This is a genomic window from Rubritalea sp. (assembly GCF_051252225.1).
Classification (GTDB): Bacteria; Verrucomicrobiota; Verrucomicrobiia; order Verrucomicrobiales; family Akkermansiaceae; genus Rubritalea.
Map to the genome: position 1 here is coordinate 1 of NZ_JBPOGE010000022.1, position 22,683 is coordinate 22,683.

General features: G+C 47.7%; 21 protein-coding genes, 2 tRNA genes and 1 riboswitch. Of the genes, 12 read left to right on the top strand and 11 right to left on the bottom strand.

What is annotated here, in order from left to right:
* The 4 genes from ACSHX2_RS14170 to ACSHX2_RS14185 all read right to left on the bottom strand — a co-directional run bounded on the left by ACSHX2_RS14170 (position 1) and on the right by ACSHX2_RS14185 (position 2,222).
* Positions 1–76, bottom strand: a tRNA-Phe gene (locus tag ACSHX2_RS14170).
* 20 nt (positions 77–96) lie between these two features.
* A tRNA-Phe gene (locus ACSHX2_RS14175) sits at positions 97–172 on the bottom strand.
* A gap of 127 nt (positions 173–299) precedes the next feature.
* Positions 300–1,283 (bottom strand): M28 family peptidase, encoded by a 984-nt coding sequence (locus ACSHX2_RS14180; protein WP_435693610.1) that lies wholly within the window; start codon positions 1,281–1,283, stop codon positions 300–302.
* A 15-nt stretch (positions 1,284–1,298) separates the two neighbouring features.
* Positions 1,299–2,222, bottom strand: coding sequence for a ParB/RepB/Spo0J family partition protein (locus tag ACSHX2_RS14185; protein ID WP_435693611.1), 924 nt, complete (start codon positions 2,220–2,222; stop codon positions 1,299–1,301).
* Between the two features lie 147 nt (positions 2,223–2,369).
* On the opposite strand from ACSHX2_RS14185, the gene ACSHX2_RS14190 reads away from it, so the two are divergent.
* The 4 genes from ACSHX2_RS14190 to mnmE all read left to right on the top strand — a co-directional run bounded on the left by ACSHX2_RS14190 (position 2,370) and on the right by mnmE (position 6,088).
* Positions 2,370–2,984, top strand: a complete 615-nt coding sequence (locus ACSHX2_RS14190; RefSeq protein WP_435693612.1) for a hypothetical protein — start codon at positions 2,370–2,372, stop codon at positions 2,982–2,984.
* An 11-nt stretch (positions 2,985–2,995) separates the two neighbouring features.
* The gene (locus tag ACSHX2_RS14195) at positions 2,996–3,577 is read left to right on the top strand and encodes an SET domain-containing protein (RefSeq protein WP_435693613.1); all 582 of its coding nucleotides are present in this window, start codon (positions 2,996–2,998) and stop codon (positions 3,575–3,577) included.
* A 66-nt stretch (positions 3,578–3,643) separates the two neighbouring features.
* Entirely contained in the window at positions 3,644–4,738 is a 1,095-nt protein-coding gene (gene hisC, locus ACSHX2_RS14200) for a histidinol-phosphate transaminase (RefSeq protein ID WP_435693614.1), read from the top strand.
* The gene (gene mnmE, locus ACSHX2_RS14205; protein ID WP_435693615.1) at positions 4,739–6,088 is read left to right on the top strand and encodes a tRNA uridine-5-carboxymethylaminomethyl(34) synthesis GTPase MnmE; all 1,350 of its coding nucleotides are present in this window, start codon (positions 4,739–4,741) and stop codon (positions 6,086–6,088) included.
* 4 nt (positions 6,089–6,092) lie between these two features.
* Here the strand turns inward: mnmE and ACSHX2_RS14210 are convergent, their stop codons facing one another.
* From ACSHX2_RS14210 to ACSHX2_RS14240, 7 genes are all read right to left on the bottom strand, one after another.
* Positions 6,093–8,015, bottom strand: a complete 1,923-nt coding sequence (locus ACSHX2_RS14210; protein WP_435693616.1) for a fructose-bisphosphatase class III — start codon at positions 8,013–8,015, stop codon at positions 6,093–6,095.
* Positions 8,016–8,064: 49 nt separating this feature from the next.
* A complete protein-coding gene (locus tag ACSHX2_RS14215; RefSeq protein WP_435693617.1) occupies positions 8,065–9,150 on the bottom strand; it encodes an acyltransferase family protein in 1,086 nt (361 codons plus the stop codon).
* Positions 9,151–9,186: 36 nt separating this feature from the next.
* Positions 9,187–9,690 (bottom strand): crossover junction endodeoxyribonuclease RuvC, encoded by a 504-nt coding sequence (gene ruvC, locus ACSHX2_RS14220; RefSeq protein ID WP_435693618.1) that lies wholly within the window; start codon positions 9,688–9,690, stop codon positions 9,187–9,189.
* A 23-nt stretch (positions 9,691–9,713) separates the two neighbouring features.
* A complete protein-coding gene (locus ACSHX2_RS14225; protein ID WP_435693619.1) occupies positions 9,714–11,075 on the bottom strand; it encodes a hypothetical protein in 1,362 nt (453 codons plus the stop codon).
* Between the two features lie 76 nt (positions 11,076–11,151).
* A complete protein-coding gene (locus ACSHX2_RS14230) occupies positions 11,152–12,408 on the bottom strand; it encodes a DEAD/DEAH box helicase (protein ID WP_435693620.1) in 1,257 nt (418 codons plus the stop codon).
* Positions 12,409–12,501: 93 nt separating this feature from the next.
* The gene (locus ACSHX2_RS14235; protein ID WP_435693621.1) at positions 12,502–12,945 is read right to left on the bottom strand and encodes a molybdenum cofactor biosynthesis protein MoaE; all 444 of its coding nucleotides are present in this window, start codon (positions 12,943–12,945) and stop codon (positions 12,502–12,504) included.
* A gap of 10 nt (positions 12,946–12,955) precedes the next feature.
* Positions 12,956–14,131: a molybdopterin molybdotransferase MoeA gene (locus ACSHX2_RS14240; protein WP_435693622.1), complete on the bottom strand. Its 1,176-nt coding sequence runs from the start codon at positions 14,129–14,131 to the stop codon at positions 12,956–12,958.
* Positions 14,132–14,226: 95 nt separating this feature from the next.
* Here ACSHX2_RS14240 and moaA point away from each other — a divergent pair, with 95 nt between their 5' ends.
* The 8 genes from moaA (at position 14,227) to glsA (ending at position 22,683) form a co-directional block, all read left to right on the top strand.
* Entirely contained in the window at positions 14,227–15,234 is a 1,008-nt protein-coding gene (gene moaA / locus ACSHX2_RS14245) for a GTP 3',8-cyclase MoaA (protein WP_435693623.1), read from the top strand.
* A 26-nt stretch (positions 15,235–15,260) separates the two neighbouring features.
* Positions 15,261–15,803 (top strand): hypothetical protein, encoded by a 543-nt coding sequence (locus ACSHX2_RS14250; RefSeq protein ID WP_435693624.1) that lies wholly within the window; start codon positions 15,261–15,263, stop codon positions 15,801–15,803.
* A 79-nt stretch (positions 15,804–15,882) separates the two neighbouring features.
* A riboswitch (cobalamin riboswitch) is annotated at positions 15,883–16,035 on the top strand.
* A gap of 27 nt (positions 16,036–16,062) precedes the next feature.
* Positions 16,063–18,051, top strand: a complete 1,989-nt coding sequence (locus ACSHX2_RS14255) for a TonB-dependent receptor plug domain-containing protein (protein ID WP_435693625.1) — start codon at positions 16,063–16,065, stop codon at positions 18,049–18,051.
* A gap of 83 nt (positions 18,052–18,134) precedes the next feature.
* Positions 18,135–18,953: an ABC transporter substrate-binding protein gene (locus tag ACSHX2_RS14260; protein WP_435693626.1), complete on the top strand. Its 819-nt coding sequence runs from the start codon at positions 18,135–18,137 to the stop codon at positions 18,951–18,953.
* A 2-nt stretch (positions 18,954–18,955) separates the two neighbouring features.
* Complete coding sequence (locus tag ACSHX2_RS14265) at positions 18,956–19,858, top strand: ABC transporter substrate-binding protein (RefSeq protein ID WP_435693627.1); 903 nt, start codon at positions 18,956–18,958, stop codon at positions 19,856–19,858.
* Positions 19,845–20,612 carry an ABC transporter ATP-binding protein gene (locus tag ACSHX2_RS14270; RefSeq protein ID WP_435693628.1) on the top strand — a complete coding sequence of 256 codons (768 nt, stop codon included), beginning with the start codon at positions 19,845–19,847 and terminating at the stop codon, positions 20,610–20,612. Before ACSHX2_RS14265 ends, ACSHX2_RS14270 begins: the two co-directional genes overlap by 14 nt.
* On the top strand, positions 20,599–21,558 hold the full coding sequence (locus tag ACSHX2_RS14275; RefSeq protein WP_435693629.1) for a FecCD family ABC transporter permease: 960 nt from the start codon (positions 20,599–20,601) through the stop codon (positions 21,556–21,558). Before ACSHX2_RS14270 ends, ACSHX2_RS14275 begins: the two co-directional genes overlap by 14 nt.
* A 114-nt stretch (positions 21,559–21,672) precedes the next feature.
* On the top strand, positions 21,673–22,683 hold the full coding sequence (gene glsA, locus ACSHX2_RS14280; RefSeq protein ID WP_435693630.1) for a glutaminase A: 1,011 nt from the start codon (positions 21,673–21,675) through the stop codon (positions 22,681–22,683).

Consider the following 22,683-nt stretch of genomic DNA (forward strand, 5'->3'; position numbering starts at 1 on the left):
TGGTGGCCCATCTCGGATTCGAACCAAGGACACACGGATTTTCAATCCGTTGCTCTACCAACTGAGCTAATGGGCCATAATAACGGTATTCACAGGTGGTGGCCCATCTCGGATTCGAACCAAGGACACACGGATTTTCAATCCGTTGCTCTACCAACTGAGCTAATGGGCCAACTGTGTTCCGCGTTGCGGTGCGCGTTGTGTAAGTTGGATTGAGAAAGTTGACAATATAAAAGTGTGCGATAATTCGCATTTTTTATTTTAAACTCACAGGAGTCGTGCTGGCTAAAGCTGTTAGCTTAGGGGGATAGTTGATCAGCTAAAATCTCGAAAGTTACCAGAATACTCATTCCGAGACTGTTTTTTGAAATGATATCGAGCTTGTCGCTGGATGTGTGCCACCATTTACTGGAGGAAAAGTCTCCAATTAGATCGATTGTTGGGATCCGAGCGATCTCGTTCATGGGTACATGGTCGTCAAGGAAGGCTCCATTTGAGTGTGAAAAATGCTTTTCAAGCTGGAGTTTCTTTCGCGCAGTGTCGTAGCTTTTTTTGAGCGGCTTGGGAGTGTCAGAAGGGATCTTAATATCCAAGTTTTTGTGTCCGATCATATCGAGGACGATTCCGAACTTAGGCTTTTTCTTATAAGGAACGCTTTTCTGCGCCACTGATTTTTGAACGGTACGGGAGTAATACATGCTACCGTAGAGGCCATCTTTACCGTAAACCATGTTCTGACCAACAGCTTCCTCACCATCGAAAAAGACGAGCTCGATCTCACGCGCTACATTGGGATGATGTTTATGGAAATGCTCAGCTAGTGCGATATTTGCTGCGACACAGGAGGCTGCGTCATCGGCTCCAAGAAAGTTGGGCAAGATTTTACTGTCTATATGTGCTCCAATGACTGCTTTGGGTGAGCGGCTCCATGCTGCATTCGTGCCATTTGGCGAGTAGCGTGCGATGATGTTGGAGAACTGGATGTGGCCTTTTGGCGTTTTTGCCGTAAAACTCTGCTCGATAGTGATCCATCCAGATTGCTTGAGCTGCTCCATGACATAGCGCTTGCTGCGTTTGAGTCCTATAGATTCGGGCTGGCGATGGCCAAAGCTGAGGATTCTAGTGGTGTGCTTATAGGCGCTTTCAGCTGCTGCATTAGCGTCAGCGTGTGAACCTAGGTTAAACTCAGTCTTTGGTACACTGGTTTGAGCTTGGCCGCTCTGGTTACATGAGCTGAGCCCAATGGGTAGAAGCAAGGCGCAGAGCAATGAGGTGGATTTCATTAGAAATGCTCTCAATTAAATGTCAGAAATGGAAACTCCGAGAAGTTCTAGGATGCGATTGAGGTCGGCATTACCTGCATATTCGATTTCAATACGACCCTTTTTACCGGTGTGGTGGAGATTCACTTTCGTGCCAAAATCTTTGGCAAGTTGACCTTCCACTTTATAGATGATCTTACGATCCGCTTCTGAAACTGTTGGTTTCGCTGGCTGGGTAGCTTCTTTTGGGTTGTTAAAGTCCTGGGCGAGCTTTTCCGCTGCTCGGACAGTGAGCTTCTTTGCAATTATGAGATCTGCGATTTCAAGCTGAGCTTGAGGGTCTTTGATCGCCAAAATAGCTTTCGCGTGACCGACAGAAATAAGAGTGTCCGCTAGATATTTTTGGATCACATCTGAAAGGTCCAATAAGCGCATAGCGTTAGCAACACTGGCTCGAGACTTACCTACTCGCTGTGCTATTTTGTCCTGTTTAAGCCCAAATTCCTTAGAGAGGCGTACGTAACCAGCTGCTTCTTCGATCGGGTTGAGATCCTCACGTTGGAGGTTCTCAATCAGAGCCATTTCTAGAACATCGCGGTCGATGACTTCACGAATAATGACAGGCACTTCTTTGAGCTTAAGGCGTTTCGAGGCACGCCAACGGCGTTCACCCGCGATCAGTTCAAGCTTCTTACCTACTTTTCGTACGATGAGTGGCTGGATGATGCCATGTTGCTTGATGGAGTCCATCAAGTCATCGAGCATGCTGTCAGTAAATTGTTTACGTGGCTGGAGAGGGGACGGTACCACAGACTCGACATCAACCATGCGGACATCTCCTTCGTGTGTGCCTGGTTCCGAATCTTTCTTTATAGGGATGGATTTTTGAGCAATCGGGGATGGCGATTCCTGCTTATTGATGAGCGCTCCGAGTCCTTTACCTAGTGCCTTTTTTGCCATGGGTGGGCAGCATAGATATACTGTAGTCGTCATTGCAAAGCTGTTTTTAAAAAATCGCTCAATAAGCAGTCTGGCTGAAAACTCTGAGAAATCCTCTACTATGCTTGACGAATGGGGTGGAAGATTGGATCACTACTAGCGAAACCTATGATAAAGCGCACATTGTTCCTACTGACTTGTTTGAGTTCTTCTCTCGTTGCCCAAGAGGTCACCGGAGGTGAAGTTGTTATGGAGGCTCAATCAAAGCAGTCTGTGAAATCTGCTGTCCAGCTACTAGGTAATGAGGTTCTCATGTCAAACTACGCATATGCTGTAGATCATATGTACCCACGCTGGCGTGAACGCCAAGCTAAGCGAATGGGAAGTCAACAAAAGATGTTAGAGGCTTTCAATAGCGTGGGTCAGCAAATGCAGGAAATGGGAATCACGATCGATTCATTCACTGCGCTTGAGCCGCAAAAGGCGTACCATGTGCACCCTAAGATGCGAGATGGAGTGAGTCAGATCAATTCTTCAGATGATCTTCGCTATGAAGTTTTAGTGCTGGTGCCAACTCGCATGAAGATGAGTTTTATGCTAGATGGTCAACCAAAGCGTAGTTTTATGCGTGAAAGCTTTCAAATTGCGATTGCCAAGGAGGGCAGTGACGCGTGGACATTTATCGATGGGGCGACTATCAGAGTCGTTGATTTGAGGAGTATGTTTCCATTGTTACCCAACAACATCGAACTTCCAGAGAAGCGCGACGTCGAAATTAAATAAATTAAGATCAGATGGCTAAAGGAAAGAAACAAAGCAAGCGTTACGATCATCTCACTGAGATGGCTCGTCTCACACGGTTGATGAAGGAAATGTACGAGCGAGGTCAGAGCGATCTTTGTGACGTGCGTAATTCTGAGATTCATGGACGTGGGGTCTATGCCGCCGCAGACATAGATAATGAAACTCAAATTATTGAGTACCTTGGTGAGTACGTTGACAAGGATGAGAGTGAGAAACGCGCATGGGATCAAGCCGCAGTTGCTGAGGAGACTGGTGATGCCGCGGTGTATATTTTTACTCTGGACAAGAAATGGGATATCGACGGGGATGTGGCGTGGAATGATGCGCGTTTGATCAATCATTCATGTGAGCCAAACTGTGAAGCATGGATTGAAGAGGATCAGATTTTCATTTATGCACTACGTGATATCAAAGCGGGGGAGGAGCTCACATTCGATTACGGTTTTGATATCGAGTGCTACGAGGACCATCCATGCTGCTGCGGAAGTAAAAACTGTGTGGGCTATATTGTGAGCCAAGAGCAATGGCCGCAGCTGGAGAAGATTCTCGCTGAAAAGAAAGCCACCGCATAGGATTTATCTTCATTTAAAGAGCAAGCTTAGTCTTGCTTGTTGTCTGCTCAGAGCTAGATTCGCGCCATGAGCATTCAGCAATTTGCTAACCAATTTGTCTGTGACCTTGTTGCTTACGAGCCAGGGAAACCTATCAGTGAGACTGCCAGAGAGCTGGGTCTTGATCCTGAGAGTATTGTAAAAGTAGCCTCTAATGAGAATCCACTTGGGCCAGCGCCGATGGCGCTCGATGCCATTCGTGGAGCTGCTGAAGACATGCATATATACCCGGATGGTGGTGGCTATAAGTTGCGTTCAGCGCTTGCAGAGAAGTACGACTTAGGTCTTGAGAATGTGGTTCTTGGAAATGGCTCGAATGAGATCATCGAGTTACTCTGCCACTGTTTCTTAAACCCCGATGCGGAACTCATCGCAGCGGAGCACGCATTTGTAGTCTACAAGCTGATGGCGACACTTTTCGGTGCTGGTTATGTAGAAGTGACCGATCCAAATTTTGTGCACGACCTCGACGGTATGGCTGATGCGATTACCGACAAGACTCGCTTGGTATTCATTGCTAACCCTAACAACCCGACTGGGACTATTGTTGGAGACGCTGAAATTGAGCGTTTCATGGCACGTGTGCCCGATCACGTGGTGGTTGTGTTTGATGAAGCATATTTCGAATTTCTTACAGATGCACCGGACACGCTGAAATATGTACGTGAAGGTCGTAATGTAATAGTACTACGTACTTTTTCTAAAGCGTATGGCCTTGCTGGCTTACGTATTGGTTACGGACTAGCAGCCCCACAGGTGGCAGCAATTTTACAGAAAGCGCGTCAGCCATTTAATACGAACGAGGTGGCACAGCGTGCTGCTCTCGCCTCTCTAGCAGACACAGCACATGTCGAAAATACAGTTTCTAACAACAATGCAGGTCTTGCGTTTTACGAAGCAGCTTTTCAGGAGCGTGGCATGAACTATGTTCCGTCTGTGGCTAACTTCATTCTTGTTGAAGTGGGCGATGGTGACAAAGTTTTCGCGGGCATGCTTAAAAATGGCGTGATCGTTCGCGCAATGCGTGGATATAAACTTCCGGGCTGGCTGCGTATCTCTATCGGCACAGCTGAAGAGAATGTGCGCTGTCTCGAAGTTCTCGACCAAGTACTAGCTCAATAGATGAATATCGGCGACACAGTAGCAGCGATAGCAACAGCTCCGGGAGTTGGGGCTGTTTCACTCATTCGTGTGAGTGGGCCAGAGGCAATTCAGATTTCTGCGAAGGCACTGCGCTGTAAAGGTGGCTTAGAAAGTCAGCCTGAGCGTTACGCTGTCCTAGCGAAGGTGATCAATGCGGACGGGAATGTAGTTGATGAAGTACTAGGGACTCTCTTTAAAGGTCCTCGGAGTTTTACTGGTGAGGATGTCGTAGAACTAGCTTGTCACGGCGGTGTGCTAGTCACACGCCGTGTGTTAGAGCGATTATTAGAATGTGGTGCTCGCTCAGCAGATCCTGGTGAGTTTAGCCAACGTGCATTTGAAAATGGGAAGCTCGACCTCACGCAGGCCGAGGCTATTATGGACCTCATTTCGGCGCAGACCGACATGGCACTGCGTGCAGCGCACGAACAGCTTCAAGGACGCTTAGGGGACCAATCCGAAGCGCTACGCGAGAAGCTGTTAGGTGTGGTAGCTCACGTGGAAGCTTATATTGATTTCCCAGAAGAAGATATCGACCCCGACACCGGAGCAGCCATGCTCAAGCGGGTGGATGAAGTCCAAGACGGCATCAAGAAGATGCTTTCTACTGCTGAGCAGGGGCGGATTCTCCGTGAGGGAGTGCGTACTGTGATTTGCGGTGAGCCAAACGTAGGGAAGTCTTCGCTACTCAACTCACTGTTAGGCTACGAGCGTGCGATTGTTTCCGATATAGAAGGAACCACTCGTGACACGGTAGAAGAAGTTCTCAATGTTAAGGGGATTCCGGTCCGCTTGATCGATACCGCGGGTGTCCGTGAATCATCGGATAAAATAGAGCAACAAGGTATCGTGAGGTCTGAGAAGCAGATCGAATTGGCTGACTTGATCCTTGAAGTTGTCGATGGAAGTAAGGCGGGTCAAAGGCTGCTGACGGAAGATCAGATTCAAGGTCGCCATCACATTCTGATTATTAACAAGAGTGATCTTGGCCAAGACGATATCTGGCAGGGCTCTGGTGGAGTGAGGGTTTCTTGTAGGGACGAGGGAGGAATCGATTCTCTCGCGGATGCCATTTCAGATGAACTCTTACTCAGTGAATCAGCTTGGGGCGGACACGCTATGGCGATCAATGCACGTCACCAAGATTGCCTTAAAAAAGCCACTGAGTCATTGGTGAACGCTCGTGAAGCATTGGAACTGCAAACTGGGGTGGAGTTCGCGTCGATAGATCTACGCGAGGCCCTTGACTCCATTGGTGAAATCGCAGGCCGCGTAGATACCGAAGAAATCCTCGGTGAGATCTTCGGTAATTTCTGTATTGGGAAGTAGGGGCTTAGCCCTCGTTAATCAGCCCTTCTTCGTAGGCATCGATAAGTTCTTCTAGTGCGACGATTTGTTGGCGGATAGCTTTTCCTTGCTCAGTATCTTTCACTAGGCGGACTGTGTCATAGCTACGAATTTGTCGCATGGTTGGGATGATGTCTTCGCCGGTTCTAACGGCAGTCACAGGATCGTTGAAGCCATGGTGTTCAGCTAGATACTCACCATCATCTGAGAGGATTAAGGTGTAGCCTCTGTCGCCATAGGCTTCAGAGAATGCACCATCAATCGTGACTGCATTTCCACCGCCTTTTACAGGGTCCTCACCACTGTCTACCTTGACTGGGACGTGGCCATTTACGATGAGGCCATTCTCGGGGACTCCCATGTCGCTACACACTCTATTACAGAATTCGGCATCATTGACATAGCTGTACCATGAGTTTTTAGTTTCCTTATGCGAAGCTTTGTCGGCGATGAAGTAGGTTTCAAAAGTCGCCATTTTATCTTTACCGAAGAGTGGGGAATTCGGCCCAGCCCAGAGATAGTAGAACCAGTCTTGATCTGATTGCTCAGCTTTTGAGCCTTTGCGGAAGGCGCGTCTGATGACGCGGTTAAATGCTGGGAATTGCTCAGGTCCTTTACATTGCTTACCATCGATTTCTAGTGGCAGGTACTCAGAGTCGGAATCGAGAGCTAAACTAGCGTGGAAGATGACCGCAGTGTCGCGCACCTCAGCCATGGAACCGCGCTCGACCACCCATTTCATGTGTTGCCAGAGTTTCGAGGATGACACAAAGGATTCTGCTAGACGGTCCATGCAATGCTCTTCTTCAGTAGACAACTTGTTAGGGGCGCTTGGGTCGATGGTCGGGAAATAATTATCTCTGAGTGTGTAAGTAGTTCCTTCAATATCAACGGTACCATCGTCATAGTTGATGCGTTTGAGGATATTTCTGTCATCCATATTCCACTCAGGGTGGCGCTCGATCATTTGTCCTTCGAGCTTGAACTGGATAATAGAGATCGCTTTTTGCATGCGGGAGATATCTTCCACATCGCGTTCTCCATCACGTTTCGGGCGGAAAAATTCAGCAGGATCGTCTTTGTAAATATTTTGGGCCAGCAGTTGTAGAGGGTTGGTGAGAATACCGTAGCCTTCTTCTAACTGGTACATCCTGCGGTAGCGCAGAGAAACTCTCAGAACAATGGCGATAAGGGCTTGGTGTCCTAAGCAGGCTCCCATCCAGATCACATCATGGTTGCCCCACACGATACTCACTTTTGACTGACGCATGAGATAGTCGATTACTTTGTCAATGCGGGCACCACGGTCGCCAAGATCACCAGCAACGACCAACTCGTCGACGGCAATGTTACGAATGAAGCGTGAGGCCGACTGGAGTAGGTTGAAATCCATTTTGCGGTTCACTAACTCTCGAATAGATGCGGTGAGGAAATACTCGTTGTGACCACCCGCTGGAAAGTTCAGTAGCAGTTCGTAGATCTCCCGGAATTGCTTAGGAGTGTAATGCTTAATATCCTTTCGGCGTTTCGAGTGGATTTCTATGCGGATAATTGAGAACTGGCGCTGAACGGTTTTAAGCACCCATGCGTAGCGCGCATCGTCGTCATCATCGAATTGCTTCTCTTTCTTTTGAAGTAACTCAGTAGGGTAGTAAAGGAGGTGGAGGAATTCTTGAAATTCCGTCGACTCTGTATCTCCTTCGAAGAGTTCTGCGACTACTGGTCGTAGGTAACCAGAGGCATTGTTGATGACATGGCGAAGCTTTCTATTTTCTCCGTGAACATCAGAGATAATATGGATCGCAGGCTTGGGGAGCTCAAGTTGAGCCTTGAGCGCAGCAATTTCATAGGCAGCCGCTTCGGTAGATGGGAAAATTTGAGCGAGGATTTGTTGAACGAGTCTCTCCATAGGCCAGTCTTACCTCTTTTTGCTGCTATAGGTAAGTGGAATCTATGTACTATTTTGTCATCTTCCCGTTGAGTAGAGTGCCTATGGGGGTGTAGCGAACACAGTAATGGTAGCTAACTAATAGAACGACAAAGCTTACTATATTGACGAATGTGAATTTGATCCAGCAGTTCAGTGAGAAATCGAGGATAAGCAGTTGTAAAAGGAATACCAATGGCAGGTGCGCGAGGTAGAGCCAATAGGATGCGTCTGATAAATAGCGCATGACTGGAGATGGATGATGAAATTTTGCACGGAAAAAGCCCATGCAGCCAAATACCATGAGCCAAGTGAATGTGACCTGGATGAGGTCTGAAAGTAGCTTCAGATGGCTGTAGTGAGAGAAGGTGAGTCTTTCGATAATGACACTAGCTGGCAGAAATAGAAGTAAGCCGAGAGCGAGTTGTAATTTCCACCCTCTAGTGACTAAGGCATCACCAGTTTGGAATAATGCCACGCCTACTGCGTAAAAAATAGCATAGTAAGCCAGTACTTCCGGGATTGGAATGAAGCCTGCCGAGGTCTCAGGGCCAATTAGTGGATAGGCTGTTGTAAAAAAGCTCTGAGGAATAAGAGTGAGTGGTAAAATCCATAAAAAGCAACTTGGGGATTCGAGCCATTGGCTCTTTAAGTGCAGTCTAGGTAGCTTCGAAATCATTGCGAAGAACAAGACGTAGATACAGAGGAACCAAAGGAACCATAGATGGTGAAAGCTGAAATGCTGCCATTTTTGATCAAAGATTCCTTGCCTGCTTTCATTCATTTCTAGTACCCACTCGGTCAGCCCTGCGAAAATTGGAGTAAACAGGAGGAGAGGAATGAGGATGCGCTTAAGGCGTTGCTGTAGTAGTGGAGTTAGCCCCCGTTTTTCATAGAGCATTGCAGTGAAAAAACCGCTGATTAGAAAAAAGAGCTGCATACGGAAGCCGTGCGTAGCGTGGAAAAACCAAACAAATATTTTAGAACCAGAAGCATCTGATACTGCCCAGTTTAAGCCATTATAGGCAATGGATGCGTGGAGAGCTATGCCTAACAACATGGCGCATGCTCGTAGCGCGTCTAGGTCATGGCGTCTGCTGTTAGGGCTCTGGTTCATCGGAAGCTAAGAGAGAGCTGAGGAGGTGGTAGCAGACTAGACGCGCTTCTGATCTAACAAAGAAGCTTTGATTGGATCAGATGCGGAGAGATGGGCAATGGCGATAGCGATAGCGTCTGCAGCATCGTGAGGCGGGGTTTCGCTCAAGCCTAACAATGCTCTGACCATAAAGGCGACTTGGTCTTTTCCGGCGTTACCATTGCCTACGACAGCTTTCTTAATTTTCTTAGGTGCGTATTCGTAGACCTCGAGTCCTGAGTCGGCAGCGGCTATGAGAGCTGCCGCCCGTGCCGCACCCATGCTGATAGCGGTACGAATACTTTGTACGTAGATGATGGCTTCGACAGCGACCACATCTGGTTCGTATTGGGTAATGAGGTTTTGCAGGCCTGTGCGTACTGCAGAGAGTGCTCCCGATTGTGGGATCTTTGCAGGGATGCTGATCACGCCATAATCGATGGCGCGCTGCTTCTGATGGTCCCCTTCAACTACAGCGTAGCCTGTATTCCGAACAGCGGGGTCGATTGCGAGTACGCGCATGGGTGAGTGTTAGGTTTTAAGTATTAGGTGTTAGGCCATGTCGTAGAGGCCTCAATATCATCGTAGTGCTCAAGAGGGAGTGTTCCCTGGATTGATTTCGATGTCTCCTCGTTAGAATACGAGTAAGGTTCTTTGCTGTGAGGTAGAGTAGGGAGAGTGGAGATGTATTGAGGTGTGAGTTCTGACAAGTTTTCAGGGTATGTGCCATTTTCTCTTTTGTATAAAACACAGGCGGCTTCTAGATGGGAAATGGTTAATGCCATTTGAGCCTTAATAGCAGAGCTATGGTAGTACTCAGAACCAATCATGAAAGTATCGAGAAAATGGGTGGTGAAAAACGAATACCCTTTATTGTGGATGTTTTGTTCAAATTCTTCGGGAGATTGTTTGAGGTTTCCTAGATTGGTAACAAAGTCTTTTTCGAAGTAGTTATTCAGTTGAAAGTCTGCCATTTCTGCACGGATGCGTGCTTTGATAGCCAAAGGTAAGTAGGTTATCACATCGGGATCTTCTACAAATGGATGCGGTCTGTTTTCGATTAGTGCATTGAAATATTCGATTTGAATTAACAATTCAGTTCGCATCGCATTTTGAACATTTTCTGAGGCTGAAAATGGACGGTAGAAGGCCATCAGTGACTTCGCTCTATCCAGAGGGATGGAATCGTCTTTAATTAAGGCTAAACGAGCACTTTCGAAGGATAGGTCGATGGCGATAGCGACAGATTCTGATAGAAGTGATTTACCATACTTGTAGAGAATCTCCCGCTGCTGGTCTATGGTTTCAAGGTCTGAGCGTTCATAGTTGCCGAGTTTCCAGTGACAATAGGCTCTGAGTTGGAGGAGTTGGTGTGCTGATCTGAAAGCCGCGACTTGGAAGATAAAGCTATTTTCTTTAAAGACAGTTTTCGATAAGCCTTTTGAATTCGTTATGGCGTTAGTCCAAGCGAGGAGGTCATCTTCAGTTTCAACGAGGGTCTCTAAAATGGCGCGGTAGATGTCGTGAGGATTATCGCTTTCAGGTGGTGTGATGAGTGCACTTTTAAGGTCCTCAGTAATTTCAGAAGAGGACTTCGAACCATCGATGCTTGGTATAGAATGAAGCTTGGGAATGGTGAACGGATCGTACGACATATTATGCTCAACTAGCAGCAGATTGATGGCCTCGAAGTCGTCTAAGAAGCGAGGTGACTCTCCAGTAGATTCGTCCAAGAAGGTATCAAGATCAGTATATACACCTGCTTGATCTGCGCGTTGTTGTACATTTTCCCACTTTGTTTGAGCTTCGGTGAGTTGATGGTTGAGCCATGACCAGGTGGCTACTCCGCCAAGTAAGAGGAGGGTGAAGATGGTCAAGAGGATTTTTTGCCACTTTTTGCGTAACATAAAAAATACCCTATTGGTGCTGAGTCCAATAGGGTAGTACAAAATTGAGTTCTGTTAGTAATGCTGGCTCTATGGCCTAGCGGCGACGGCGGCGTGGTGCTGGTGGACGCTTTTTGCGTACTGGCTTGGACGGCTTGTCGTCGAGTAGAGCAGTGTAGGTGTAGTTGAAGCCTTCTAGCTTCTTGCGCTCAATTTTCTTACCGATGAAGTTTTCAACGGAGTCAGCGAATTCGATTTCGTCGGCAGTGAGAATAGTGAATGCATCACCTTCGGATTCTGCACGACCGGTACGGCCGATGCGGTGAACATAGTCTTCGGCGTTTTCCGGTACACGGTAGTTGATAACGTGAGAAACGGAGGAGATGTCGATACCGCGAGCAGCAACGTCTGTGGCCACAAGGATGTCATAGGTGCCATCTTTAAAGCCAGCGAGGGCTTTCATGCGGTCTTTCTGACCAATGTCAGAGTGCATCGCGACAACCTTAGCTTCGGTCTTATCATTGAGCATGCTACAGACTGAGTCCGCTTCTTTACGTGTGCGGGTAAAGACCATGACTGACTGAGTGGCTGTCTGGTTGATGAGCTCAACGAGTAGATGATCGCGCTGATCCATGGAGACTGGATAGAAAGCGTGCTTGATGGTAGAAGCAACTTCGCGACGTGCGATTTGAATTTCCGCAGGGTTGTCTAGACAGAAGTCAGCAAATCCCTTGATCGCTGGTGGCATAGTAGCCGAGAAGAAGAGTGTCTGGCGGTTAGGTAGAACCTTCAGCTTGTAGTTTTCTTCACGTTCTTCACGAGGGAGGTTGCATTCAGCTTTCCATGGGCAGAGGTTGACGATTTTTCTAACAATTGGCAAGAAGCCCATATCGAGCATACGATCAACTTCATCAAGGATGAGGATCTGTACGTCTGCGAAGCGCATGGTTCCGCGGTAGAAATGGTCAACGAGACGGCCAGGAGTGGCGACGATGACGTCAGCTTTCTTGAGTTTCTCTGTTTGTTCGCCATAGCCGACACCACCGTAGAGGAGGGCGACATGACAGCCAGTGTGCTTGCCGTAGGCTTCGAATTGTTCTGCGACTTGGTGTGCAAGTTCGCGAGTTGGCTCGAGTACTAGAATCTGAGGTCTGCCGAGTGGCTTAATCTTAGAAAGTGATGGGAGAGCGAAGGCTGCAGTCTTTCCCGTACCGGTTTGCGAAGCACCCACAACATCGCGGCCTTCTAGCACGAGGGGAATGGCCTGCGCTTGGATAGGGGTTGGGTTTTCATAGCCAGCTTCGCTAACGGCTTGAACGATAGACTCTGAGAGTCCGAGATCTTTGAAAGACATATGGGCGTGAGTAGTCGGAATTTTACCTTTGTAAAAGGAAAAACGAGGACTTGAGTGGTTTTAGTGGGAGATCTAGTAAGGAGCTCTTTCGCTTTAATCGTGACTGTGTTTTACGCCTTCGGCGCATTTAGCACAGTGTGGCCAAGCGGTAGAACCATCTTCGTAGTGTTCTTTCTTCCAGATTGGGACACGTGATTTGGCTTGATCGATGATGAAGCGGGCGGCCTCGAATGCGGCATCGCGGTGAGCTGCGGAGACTGTAACACACACTGCCATATCGCCAATGGCTAAGTGACCGATGCGATGCTCGCAATTGGCTGAGACGATGGCGAACTTTTCCATGGCTTCCGAGATGACTCGATTGCCTTCTTTTTCAGCGAGGCTGAGGTAGGCGGAATACTCTAGAGATTTGACGGCTTTTCCGTCGTGATGATTGCGAACCCAGCCTTCGAAGCTGACAAAGCCTCCAGCGGTGGGATCTAGTGTGCGTTCGCGCAGAGCTGCGTGGTCGATGGTGGTTTCAGTGATTTTGAACATGCTGATGAGATTACCATGGGTAGAACTTGCAGCGAGTACCAGCGGCAAGTGGGTGGTCTGCAGGGTGCATTTCCACTACTCCCTGACAAGCGAGAAGCGCGGTGTAATCACCAGAATTATTTGGCGCGGCTGGACTGAGTTGACCATTTTCAATCGTCGCGGCGAGTAGATGAGTGAGGTGTGGGAAGGTTTTGCCTTCAGTTGCAAGTGGCAGTTCGGTGATATTGCTCGGGGCTCTGAGCATTTGTCGAAGTGCGGGGACTACATAGCGCGCCATGCAGGACATTACAGAAAGAGGGTTTCCAGGGAGGGCGAAAATGGGGATATCCTGGAAAAAGTAACCGAGCGGTTTTCCCGGGCGCTGACTGACTCCGTGGAATAGTGGGGTGCCAGCTAGTTCGCGGAGGACGGGGGCGATGTAGTCCAATTTGCCTTTCGAGACGCCTCCTGTGAGGATGATGAGGTCTGAGCGAGTAAGGGCGCCACTGATGGTGTCGCGGGTGGCTTGCTCGTCATCCGAAATATGAAGATGCTCAACGGTGCCTAGCTGGTTAGAGTGGATGATTGAGCGAATCGCAGTGGGATGGCTGGCTCGGATTTGGTAGTTGAGTGGAGATTGGCTTGGAGAAATGACTTCATCGCCAGAGGTGATGAGGGTGATGCGTGGAAGTTTGGAAACAAGGAGGCGCGTGATGCCACAGCTCGCAGCAATGGAGAGTTCCGGTGCGTGGAGGATAGTTCCGGGTTCGACTAGTACCTGACCTTGTGCGTGGTCAGAAGCTGTAAAATGAATGAAATCGCCTTTTTTGAAACTCGAGCGTTCTCTGAGAGAGGCTTGCTCTTGATGGATTTCGATTTCTTCAATGGGAATCACACAATCACAACCAACCGGGAGCATGGCGCCAGTCATTATCTCGAAGCATTGATCAGAGGACGTTAGCCGAGCTGCTGGCTCACCAGCGGCTTGGATGCCGGCGATTTGCCATTGCTTGAGGCTGTTTGAGGAGTCGATGGCGATTCCATCCATCATCGCACGGTCGAATGGAGGCACCGGACGATCTGCGCAGAGTGGCTCTCTGAGAATGCGGCCGAATGCATTATCGAGGTCGATCGTTTCGCTGGACATCAGCGGAAGGCTTGCAGAAACCTTGTTAAAAGCGGATAATGGATGATCGAGAGGTTGCATTTCTCTGATACAGAAAACTGCATCTCGATCACCGACAACTGGAAAATACGCTTTTTTCAATTGTCAGTTGAAGAAGCATCGCTAGCTTGCCGACCATGAATCTCACAGACAGCTTACAAAGACCACTTCGCGATCTACGGATCTCGGTGACGGATCGTTGTAACTTCAGGTGCCGCTATTGCATGCCGGCTGAGATTTTTGGGGCAGATTACCAATTTTTACCGCGTGAAGAAATTCTCCGTTTTGGGGAAATCGAAGCGCTCACTCGTATTTTTGTCGAAATGGGAGTGCGTAAAGTACGTCTTACTGGTGGTGAGCCACTGCTTCGTCGAGACCTTGATGTATTAGTCCAAAAATTAGCCTCGATCGATGGCGTGGAAGACATAGCTATGACGACTAATGCCTCCTTGCTTGCGCGAAAAGCTGAAAAACTGAAAGCTGCTGGATTACACCGGGTGACTGTTTCTCTGGATGCGCTGGATGATGCTGTTTTCGGTAAAATGAATGGTGTCGGAGCGAAAGCTCAGAAAGTGGTGGATGGAATCGATGCCGCATTGACCGCCGGTCTCGGCGTAAAAGTGAATGCGGTGGTGCAGAAAGGCGTGAATGAAGCGGATCTGCTACCTCTCGCGCGGTTCGCTGCTGAGCGCGGGATCCCGATTCGTTACATTGAGTACATGGATACTGGTAACAGTAATGGCTGGAAGCACGATCAGGTGATTCCATCTCATAAAGTTTTAGAGATGCTGCGCGAGGAATTCGATCTCGTTTCTGTGGATGATGCTAAATTCGGTGAAACGGCTAAGCGCTATCACGTGAAAGGTATCGAAGGTTTTGAGGTCGGTTTTATCAGTTCTGTGAGTAAGCCATTTTGTAGCGAATGTAATCGGATTCGCTTATCTGCTCAAGGGCACCTGTACACCTGTCTTTTCGCCTCCGATGGCTATGACATCAAAACTCCAATGCGCGAGGGTCTTTCTGTGGATGAATTGAGAGAGCGTCTGGTCCAGCTCTGGGGGAAGCGTGATGATCGCTATTCAGAACTTCGTAGTGAGGGGATGGCTCCGATTGCGAAGAAAGAAATGTCTTATCTTGGTGGTTAGCAGAACCTCTGGTAGATTGAAGAGTTATGAACCCTCTGATAAAGCTCGTAGTACGAGCGCGTTTTACTCTGACGACACGTAAAGTGGCGGTAAAGCAAATGCGCCGATCGCTGGAAGTCTATCAAGCTTTAGCGGAAAGGATAGATAAGGTAGAAGGGGGGAGGTCCGTTTTAGTCCCTCGCATGGCTGGGGTGGATGAGGATATGAGAGGGTGGTCATTCTATCAACTGTTAGAGCATGTTGTTATTGTGAATAGAACGATTTCGGCTCGCATTGATTCATTGATGACGGGTGTCGAGAATTCAGCGTTGAATGGATTTGATGTGAAACGAGATGTAATGCCTCCAGAGGATTCTGATGTGTTTCAAGTCGCTGCACTCCAGGAGTCAGTGATGAAGCATTTAAGGGTTCTGAAAACGCATACTAGATTGCGCTCTAGTCCTGTGACGGATCATCCTTTATTTGGTTCATTTAGTGCGCATATGTGGAACTGCATGTTTGCCTTTCACATGCAACTTCACATCAAGCAGGCTCAGGCGATTATAGTAGAGTTAGAGCGAGCACGGTGATTATTGTGCTTGGGATGAAAGTGACATTATAGTTGCAAATAGAGGCGCTCTGGATAGAAGCGACCAGCGGCTAAGCATTGACTTAGCTACAATTCATGGAAGCCCGTAGCACGGGCAAGAAATAGATGGGGAATTCGGTGATGCTCTAGCAGCTATTCCGAAGCGGTACCGCCACTGTAATGCTAACAACTGTTAGTTAAGCCAGGTTACCAGCCATGAATATCAACTTCGCACCCTTGCGGATTACAAGGTGAGAATTATGAAACCATTATACACACGAAGCTCTATTGTGAGCACGAAGGTAGTGGCTGGCCTATTTGTGGCTAGTCAAATTTCAGCGTTTGCTGAGGAGGTAAAGAATCCGGATCTGACATTTGATAGCGTCGACGAGCTTGAGCCGACCACAGTGATCGCGTCTAAATTTAAAAAAGAACTCAAGGATGTACCTGCGTCTGTCGCAGTGCTGGATCCAGCTGAATTGATCAACGAAGGAAATAGCTCAGTAGTTGACGCCATTGGCTACCGTACGCCTGGTGTCATCGCTACTTCTACTGCAGGTCAATCAGGTTACCCAGGGTCTTTATTCATCCGCGGTACGAAGACAAACAGATCTCAAATGCGCTTGGATGGTGTGCGTATTTATGACCCGAGTGGTAGTGGAGGGATTAATAACTTCCTCGGAAGCGCGTCGCTCTATGGTTTCTCGAGTATCGAAATCCTTAAAGGTGCCTCAAGTTCTCTTTATGGTGCTGGTTCTATCGGTGGTGTACTCGCATTCAATACAGCAAAAGGCGAAGGGGACCCTACGTACACTGCGAAGGCTGAGTATGGTTCTTACGAAAGTTGGTTAGGTGTTCTTAGTTCGCAAGGTCAAGTTGGAGACTTTTCCTACAACGTGGGGGTTGTTGGTCAGTCAACTCAGAATGATTCGGATTCCGTCATCGATGGCAGTGATTCGGATCAATTCTCGTATTATGGACGTTTTGATTATGCGATCGATAACCACTCGTCAGTTGGTCTTACCCTACGAGGAGGCGATTCTGATTACGAAACTCCTGAATACGGTGATGTTCCAACGAACAAGCCCCAACAGAATAGTTACGACTACCTTTTCGGTAGCGTCTTTTACGAAAACCAAATCAACGAGGCTTGGAAGACTCGTGTCACATTCGGTTTCAGTAAGGAAGATTACGACGATACCGTGGCACATGAAGTAATCGGTTATCCACCTCCATTCTATGCGCCAACACCCACGGGTGAGTTTGCCGATAGTACTGGCAGCACCAACAGTGATAGAATTTCCACTTACTGGGATAACGAATATCAGTGGTCTGAGAAGCAGCAAACTGTCTTTGGAGCCTACTATGAGAATGTGCAGTATAAATCCCACTACCAAGGGCCTGGTTATGTTTCTTCGACCAAGGACAATGCAGATACCTATGGGGTTTACCTCAATCATTCATGGCAGGTGATGGATTCCGTTATACTTAATGGTGGCTTGGGTTGGGATGATCACGATGACTTCGGCAACGAATGGGTCTGGAGTGCAGGTCTACTGTACCAAGCGACCTCAACCACGACTCTGCGCTCTAATATAGGGAAAGGCTACCGTGCTCCTAGTTTTGCTGAGCTCACACCAAATCCAGGTTACCCCGCCTACGGAATTCCTGCGACGGTAGTGGATTCATCACTCGGTGCAGAACAGTCATTGAACTGGGACATTGGTATCGAACAGGAAATTTATAATACTACTGTAACGCTCACTTGGTTTGAAAATGATATAGAGAATAGCATTGATACTGACACTTCAGGGGATCCTTATGTACGTCAGAATGTGTCAGGTAAGACAAAGGCTAATGGTCTCGAGTTTTCATCGAACACTACGATCGATCAAATTAATTCGACACTCTTTACCAGCTATACCTACTACCAGCATAGCGAAGTTACTGAGATTCCTCAGCAATCCGCATCTGCTGGTCTCGATTCAGCGATCACGGATTCGATCAATGCTGGTTTGGTATGCACATGGGTGGATGAGCGTGAGTCGGCGGGGTCAGAGCTCGAGAGCTACTTTCTCCTTAACCTCTATGCTAACTACCAACTCAATGAGAATGTGAAGTTACACGCTCGCATTGATAATTTGTTAGATGACGATTACCTTCTAGGTGATTATACTTTCTACGGTGATCCAAACGCTATCAAAGGCCGTGGCCGTGGAGTTTACGGTGGTGTGACTCTCACTTTCTAGTGAGGTACTTTGATTATTCATAGCTTGCTGCACGATTTCGGTCGTGCAGCTTTATTGTTCCTATGGCATTAGATTAGCGAGATATGCGCAGCATCCACAACGAGTACCTTGAGCATAAGTTTGAGCTCCCCGAAAAACCTCAGCGAATTGTATCCTTAGTTTCTTCTGCCACTGAGGCGATTGACTGCATGGGCTTTCATGAACGCTTGTGCGGAGTTTCTGAATACTGTCATCGCTATATTGATACTACTGAACTGCCTGTGGTGGGGCAGTATATGACGGCAGATTTGGATGCGATCAAAGAGCTTAAACCCGATTTGGTTTTGCTCACTACAGGAATTCAGCGTAGGCTGAGTAAGCGCTTAGCGGAACAGGGTTTACCAATTTATAATTTTTCTCTACCAAGCAGCTTTGAGGGGATTTTAGAAAATATCCATGTCTTAGGCGGCTTGATGAACGAGCTAGCGGCAGCACGTAAGCTGACTCAGAAACTGCGAAAGCAAGCTGAGTTTCTAAGGTCGTTACATCATTTTGAAAAACCTCCGCGGGTTTATGTGGAACTATGGTTAGGCCGTCACCGTAGAGCTGTGGGTGGACTCAGTTACATTCGAGATATAGTAGAGATGGCTGGTGGAACTTTGGTTTATGCTGAGCATCCGGAAGGCTATTTTGAGAATGATTGTAGCTTGCTAGGTCACGACGATGCAGATGCCTATGTGTTTTTCCACGAGCCTGAGTTCTTAGTAGATGGAAAGAAGCTAGTGAATGAGCGAGGCTGGAACGAAGACCTACCTGTGCTGATGTCTACTGTGGAGGTGGGTGATAATATGATCCAAGACGGTCCGAGTATGTTAGAAACTGTGAAGTGGCTACATTCTGAACTTATCCAGTCTTTTAGATGAACATGAAGAAGTCAGTCGGTGTAATAGCCATTGCATTACTTGCTTTTTTGGGGAGCTATTTCCTCAAGTACAAGGTGAGTGAGAGGGACGTGCTTGATACGGGTGCTGGGCTAAATGAGCGGATCATCAGCATGGCTCCGAGTTCTGGCGAAGTAATATTTACTCTGGGTCTAGATTCGCAGTTAGTAGGGGTTTCACGCTATATGCGCTATCCAGAATCCGCTGAGAAGATCCCTAAAATTGGGGGGTATCTAGATGTTGATATGGAGGGGCTGCTGAGACTTCAGCCAACATCGGTTGTTTTATTAAAGGAGCAGGTGGCTCTCGCTGATCAGCTAAAAAATCTAGGTGTGGCTACTGTCACCGTAGACCATATGTCGCTGGATGGTATTCAGGATTCAATTCGTATTCTAGGTGAAGCCTATGGAAGGGAAGATGAGGCCGAGCATGTTTGTGTGGGAATTCAAAAGGCGATAGCAGAGGCTCAGAATAATGGCTCAGAAAAAGCTGAGCTACAGGTCTTAATATCTATTGGTCGAGAAGCGGGGAATGGGGGGATAGGCACGATTACTGCTGCTGGAGCCAAAGGCTATCACCAAGAGCTACTACAGGTGATCGGTGTGAAAAATGCGTATCAAGGGAATGAGGCGTTTCCTCAGTTAAGCCGTGAGCACCTCCTAAGAATGAATCCCGACATTATCATCGATCTTTTCAATTCCAGTGATTTTGAGAGTATTGGAAGTGAGGCCATTTTAAATGACTGGGCGCAACTAGAAGAGCTCAATGCAGTTAAAAATGGGCAAGTGTATGTATTGGGCGATGATGTCCATTTTATTCCTGGGCCTCGTTTTGTTGAAACTCTGAGGTCAATATTAACTATTGTTAGAGAATATGAGCTCGACTGATTTTAATGAAGTATTGCTAGAGTGCTCAGATGTGAGCTTCTCGGTGGGTAAGATCAACTTGCTAGATAGGGCGAGCTTCACTCTGAAGCGAGGCGAGCATTGTGCCGTCATCGGTCCCAATGGAGCGGGCAAGACGACTTTATTAAATTTATTGATGGGCTTATCCCCGACTAGTTCTGGTGTGGTGTCTTACGGTGGTGAATCGATCCATGGAAAAGCACAGCGGGAGCTAGCCAAACTAGTGGCGTATGTACCGCAACTCCTAGCGACTGAAATTCCCTACACGGTGTTAGAGTTTGTCGCTATGGGAAGATACGCACATGGTGGCGGAGAGATGGATGATGCCGTGTCGGAGGCAATGCGCTTGGTGGATGTTGAGAAATTTAGACATCGTGCTGTGTCTACATTGAGTGGTGGGGAACGGCAGCGTGTTTGTATTGCGGCTGCTCTTGCTCAAGAAGCGCCACTTTTAGTGTTAGATGAACCCCTTTCGCATCTAGATCCTGGGCAGCGACTTGAAATCCGTAGAGTGATTCAGCAATTACCAGATTCGATCACCGTACTCGCGGTTACGCACGATATAGACTGGCTGTTAGCTGATTTTAAGCGAGTACTGTGTATCAGTGATGGCAGGCTTACACACGATGTTAGCGTTGAGACATTTGTTGAAGAAGACTTAGCTGAAGGCCTTTTCGGTCACGGATTAGCGAGAGTAGTGAGTGAACGTTATAAGAAGAGTCATGAAGCAAATTAGTGCCATAGTTCTCGCGATCCTGACATTGATTATAGCTCCTATGGTCGGGGAGTCATGGATTAATCCCTTTGTTGAGGATAGTACGTTACGATTGATTTTCTGGGAGGTGCGTTTCCCTCGTGTTCTCTTAGCTTTTATTTGCGGAGCGGCTTTATCTCTTGGCGGCTTAGTTTTCCAGGCAATGTTTCGCAATGCCTTGGCGACGCCTTATACCTTGGGAGTGGCCAGTGGCTCAGCATTTACCGTGGCTCTGGTGAGCCTACTGGGTGTGCATTTTAGCTTGTTAGGGGTGTCCGGAATATCGCTTGCGGCTATGGCCGGGGCTATGCTTTCGATTGGTATTGTCTATGGTTTATCAAGGTTTGTCGGAGGATTTGCCTCGACTGGGTTATTGCTTGGAGGTGTGATTTTAGGTTTCTTCTTTTCTAGTCTAACGATGCTCGTACAGCACTTTAGTGATGCGACCAGTATATACCGTTTGGTTCGCTGGGGGATGGGGAGTCTAGGGCATGCTAGCTATGATAGTGTATTGACGGTCTTGCCCTTTTTCCTCACTGGAGCTGCTGTGATTGCTTGCTATAAAAAGGAGCTTGATCATCTAGTGCTGGGTGATGTCTTAGCGAAGAGTCGAGGAGTGGCTGTGCATGTAGTGCGGCGCTCATTATTCTTTGCTGTTTCCCTTATGGTAGCAGGCGTCGTGTCCGTCTGTGGGCCGATTGGATTTGTGGGGATCATCGTGCCACACCTCTGCCGCACATTATTTGGCGTGAAGCATCAGAACCTTTATTCACTATCTATGCTTCTCGGCGGGGTGTTCTTAGTTCTATGCGATACTCTTGCGCGTTGCATAACAAAAGGGTCAGATTTACCCGTGGGTATCATCACTGCTTTAGTCGGTGGACCCTTTTTCATCACTGTTCTAATTCGGAAACAGCGTGGTCAATAAATTGGTTGGCAGGAAGCTTGAATGTTCTTGTCATCATCTAACGGATAATTAATGTGTTAGGTGATTCCATCAGGTCCTATGGTGGGAGTTCTTAATAACCAATTACTATCCACAATGAAATTTCAGATAAAAAGTATCGCCGCAGCAATTGCCTTCGCTGCGTGTAGCATGGTGCATGCTGAGGAGCTGCCTAGTGTAGAAGTGTTAGAGAAAGTAGCAAAGGAAGCCTATGCAAAATATAAGGATGACCAAGGTGGGAAGAATGCAGATTATATACCAGCCTTAGCGAAGGTTCCTAGCGAGTTATTCGGAGTTGTGATAGTGACTAAGAATGGCGACGTCATCAAGGTGGGGGATGTGGATACGCCCTTTTCCATTCAGTCTTGTTCTAAGGTTTTCACGATGGCGCTCGTGATGCAGGAATCTGGAGATGAAGTAATTTATGATAAAGTGAATGTGGAGCCGACCGGTGAAGCATTTAACTCGATTCAAGCGATTGAAGAAGGGGACGGAAGAGCAGATAATCCTTTTGTTAATGCAGGGGCGATCGCCACTGTGAGTTTGATTAAGGCTGATACAGCAGAGCAACGTTGGGATAAAATCATTAAAATTTATGAGAAGTTTGCTGGTAGCCAGCTGGAGGTGTTGGAAGATATTTATACGTCTGAGGCTGAAACGAATTTCCGTAACCGTGGGATTGCGGCTGTGCTGTATAACTCTAACAATCTGTTTGCTGAGCCTTTAATGACGACGGATGTGTACACCAAGCAATGTTCGGTGGGAGTGAATGCCGAGCAGCTTGCTGTCATGGGAGGAACCTTAGCAAATGATGGGGTAAACCCGGTGACGAAGGAAAAAGTAATCGATGCCGAGCATGTGCCAAAGGTGTTATCGGTGATGATGATGAATGGCTTTTATGATGGATCCGGACGCTGGGCGTGGAATGCTGGTGTTCCAGCCAAGACAGGAGTCGGTGGCGGTATTATCGCTGTGGTTCCTAACCAAATGGCTATTGTTGGGTTTTCCCCACCTTTGGATGAGCAGGGCAACAGTGTGCGTGCTCAGAAGGCTATCGAATACATTGTTAATGCGCTTGGCTTGAGTGTGTTTGGATCAGGTAAATAA